This is a genomic window from Methanosaeta sp. UBA356, assembly GCF_002496465.1.
Taxonomy (GTDB): Archaea; Halobacteriota; Methanosarcinia; order Methanotrichales; family Methanotrichaceae; genus Methanothrix; species Methanothrix soehngenii.
In genome coordinates, this window is sequence record NZ_DAKC01000019.1 from 11,864 (window position 1) to 15,895 (window position 4,032).

Sequence of the window (4,032 nt, forward strand, 5' to 3'; positions counted from 1 at the left end):
AATAAAAAATAAAAGAGTAGAGCTTATGCCTTTTGGCCGAAATTATTCAGCCTATTTACGAAGTTATAGCATGAGCTGCTCGTACAGGGACTGGCGACCGGCATCTTCTTGGAAGTATCGACTGCGGGAGTGGCTATTCCCTCGCAGTCTCCATTCTGACAGGCGGGCTCTGATTCAGCATTATTGCGGAAGAGAATCCTCCTGTTGATCTCAAAGGATCCGAAGTACTCCTCAATCTCTTTAAGGCTCTTCTGGCCGGGGATAGATTGCTTGGCATCTAAGAGGTAATATCCAGTGAAGTTATCCGCCGTCTGGAACTCAGCGGTCTTCTTCAAAGATCCAGTCTGATGCAGTGTGAAATCCTGGCTCTTGAACTCCATCTGCTGCAAATCATAGGTTTCCCGGATCTTGGAGCCGACCCCGCCGAATATGGCAGAGCTCTTGAAGCTCTCCGTTCCCACAAGTGCATCTCCAATGGCCACGGCATTGTAGTTATCGACTGCATCCTGCTCAACGAAGTTGGCATTCTTTCCCCTTGCATCATCCACCATGTACTCGTTCTTGACCAGAGCATCCACGCTGCCGCTGAATATCACGTCCTTGTTGGACTTGATACCAGATTCCATCGACCTCAGGTCCTTGTTCATCAGGAACTGTCCTGATCCACTGATAGCGGTCTCTGAGGCGTAGTCGTATGCCTGCACTCTGAACGTTGCCTCCCTAGAGGCTGAAGTGCGGCATTTGGCCGATGCCTCAACCGCAAACCTGTACTTCCCGGCTACGGCATTGATATCCGGCTGCACGGTCAGGGTTTGGGAGCGGGACCCTCCGGCAGGTATATTCATAGGGCTTCTGGTCCAGCCAAACCAATCCAGGGCGCAGTCCATTGGCTTGACGCAAACCTCAACATCTGCATCAGTTGAGCCCTCATTGGTTACAGTAACCACGAAGTCCAATTCCTTTCCCTGAGTGGTATATGACTTGTCCGCCTCCGATTCAGGCCCGGTTAGACTGACATCTACCGATAGAGCCCCGGAATCTCCTGAACAGGGACTGGGCAGATAGTTGGGAATGGATGGAGTAGAGGGACCCGACCAAGTGGCAGAAACATCACCCAACTCCATTCCCGGATCCTCAACCGTAGCCTGCACCTGGCATACTGTCAGGATCAACATTGCTATTGTAATGATCAGACATATTCTCATGGTAACCCCCTTTAAACAACATAAAAAAACTAGCCAGGCCATTTGACCTAGCAGTCTATGCCTTCACAAGGAGCGCGATGCTTCTCACGCACTGGATTTTCATGGAACTTCAATACCTTCTCAGCCTCGAATGTTCCGGTGAACATCTCATGAGCTTTGATATCCTTGTAGAATATCCTGTGCCATGTAGCGTCTGTGCCCCATGTGCCGTTGAAGGAATTCTTGGTCTCGATTCCCACCAGATGAGCGGGATTGCTGCCCATCAGGGCTGCAACAGCATCCTGATCCCTTCCCGCTTTCGCTAGCGAATCTACTAGCTTCTCAGGCGTCGTGCCTGGCGGGTTGTAGGGCGTGGTAGATGAGAAGAATGCGGTCTCATCCTGCTCCATCTCAGTAACCGAGAACAGCTCCTGCACATTCGCGCCGATGCCGCCATAGAACTCCTTGGAATTTAAGTAACGTCCGCCGGTCAATGGTGTCTGTCCGCTGTAGGTCATCTTGGTGTTCTGGACGAAGTTCAGGTTGGACTTATTTCCGCCGTTGACCGTGGAGATGTTCCTCTTGAGGACATCAGCATTCTGAGAAAATGCGGTCTCCTGATCCAGCTCAATGTCTCCATCCCCGGTCATGGTATCGAAGTACTCGAGAGCTATTTTTTTGTCTATTACCGAGTTAGCAACATCGATAATCCCTGAACCGGATACCTTATGGCTTTCACAAAATTGCTCATACTGCACTGGCGGTACCAGTGGTGGATTAGCCATTGTAATGCTACATAGCCCCACTAGGGCTACTGCAAGAACTGCTATCGTTACTCCCTTCATTATACATTTACCCCCGATGATTGATGTAACAGCTATTGATCCCTTTAGATCAGTAGCTATCCTGCCCGCATGCGCAGGACTTGAGCTACAATTGTAAGTTGATGCTTTTATTCGATATAAATGTATCTGTTCATAATAATGGTCATCCAAAGGCCGGTTCGTTGCAGAAGCTTCAACCAAACGCATGCCATTTTGAGATGACGACAAATCCCTGCTAATTAAAAAAAAGATCGAAATGAAGCCCGCCCAGCAGATCGCCGAGACGGGCCTATTTTAAAGATTTTTATTCACCCGATGTCGATAACGATCATCTACACGCAGGGCAGCCAGTCAACGCTGATTGCGCCGCAGGTGGAGTTGCCCCAGAGCTGGATGAACTTCTGAATGGCGAAGACACCAGTCAGATCCTCGACGGATCTGCCGTACTCAGCATGGCGGCCCTTGAGCAGCCTGTTGGGCTCAGGATCCCTGGAGAGCCAGCCGATATGGGCAACGCCGATGACGTTGCTGTTCAGGTTAGCCTCGAGGACACCGGTGCAGCAGTCCATTTTACAGCCGGTAGCATACCAAAGGCCGTCGTCGGGATTGTAATCCCATAGGTCTTCTATTCTCTCTTTTTTCCCGTAGCCTCTGGTCTTAACCTCGGTGGTCTTCTGCAGGTGCTCAGCATGGGTGTACATCTCAGTCAGCACAGCGCCGATCCTGTAGTTCTGCACGCACAGCTTCTCAACCCACTTCTGGTCATAGGTGCCTGTCTGGTAAGATACCGGCATGTACTCGAACTCAGCTTCCTTGGTGAAGTTGATGTAGTCCATATAACAGGAATTGGGATACATGCAAGGGAACTGCAGTCCTTCGGCAGTTATCTGTCTCTCAGCTTCCACCTCAGTCCTCTCGAGGATCACGTTTCCGGATCCGGACTCCTTCTCTACCAGCTTCTGGCCATGGAAGCCAGACTGGGTTTGAATGATCATCTCTACGTTCTTGTATCCAACGCCCTTGACCGATGCCTTTTCGTACATATAGTTAGCTGCACCGGCCATGCCTACTGCGGCCATGGCGACTATAATCAAAACAGCTATTAGTTTTCTCATTTCTTTCCCTCCTCCTTTACATGAGGATCGAAAGCTGCTATTGACAGCAACAAGTGATCCCTCAGTACATCACCCCGGCTGGATATACAGATCCTTTATCAAAGATCCAGGACCGTTCCACCTGAAGAGATGAAACCGCTCGGCCCCCTCCATCATATAAGCCAAAAGCGTTAAATGTCATCCTATCCGGCGTGAGGAGCCTGATTCCAGGATTACCATTAGATGTTACTTGAGCCATTGTCTCAGGCACAACATTTTTCATTAGATTAATGACATATAAAGCTATCGAGCAGGGTTAAGAGAATTTTATATTCCACGATTTCACCCCTCTTGCCTGTTTTCTCCCGAGAAGATCGCCCAATTGCTCAGAAGAGAACACTCAAAGGAACATCTAACAAAAATACAGGCGTAAGAAGCAGGTTATATGATTTTAAAAATATTGCATAGGCCCCAGGCCTCATAGCCTGAGGTCATATTCCATTCTAATTTAATTTATACGCAGGGCAGCCAGTCAACGCTGATTGCGCCGCAGGTGGAGTTACCCCAGAGCTGGATGAACTTCTGAATGGCGAAGACACCAGTCAGGTCCTCGACGGATCTGCCGTACTCAGCATGGCGGCCCTTGAGCAGCCTGTTGGGCTCGGGATCCCTGGAGAGCCAGCCGATATGGGCAACGCCGATGACGTTGCTGTTCAGGTTAGCCTCGAGGACACCAGTGCAACAATTGCCGTTGTTTGTCGGCTCACTGCATACGTTCTGGTAGCCTCTGGTCTTGACCTCGGTGGTCTTCTGCAGGTGCTCAGCATGGGTGTACATCTCAGTCAGCACAGCGCCGATTCTGTAGTTCTGCACGCACAGCTTCTCAACCCACTTCTGGTCATAGGTGCCTGTCTGGTAAGAGACTGGCAT

At 50.0% G+C, this 4,032-nt stretch carries 3 protein-coding genes and 1 pseudogene; all 4 read right to left on the reverse strand.

Translation table 11 applies throughout. The annotated features are described in order from the left end of the window. Positions 1-23: 23 nt before the first annotated feature. Positions 24-1,205, reverse strand: coding sequence for a hypothetical protein (locus BP727_RS01060; protein WP_013718911.1), 1,182 nt, complete (start codon positions 1,203-1,205; stop codon positions 24-26). A 47-nt stretch (positions 1,206-1,252) separates the two neighbouring features. Further along, entirely contained in the window at positions 1,253-2,029 is a 777-nt protein-coding gene (locus BP727_RS01065; RefSeq protein ID WP_013718912.1) for a hypothetical protein, read from the reverse strand. A 311-nt stretch (positions 2,030-2,340) separates the two neighbouring features. Further along, on the reverse strand, positions 2,341-3,123 hold the full coding sequence (locus BP727_RS01070; RefSeq protein WP_273271219.1) for a hypothetical protein: 783 nt from the start codon (positions 3,121-3,123) through the stop codon (positions 2,341-2,343). A gap of 492 nt (positions 3,124-3,615) precedes the next feature. Beyond that, positions 3,616-4,032 (reverse strand): annotated as a pseudogene (locus BP727_RS01075) (hypothetical protein); the annotation flags it as partial.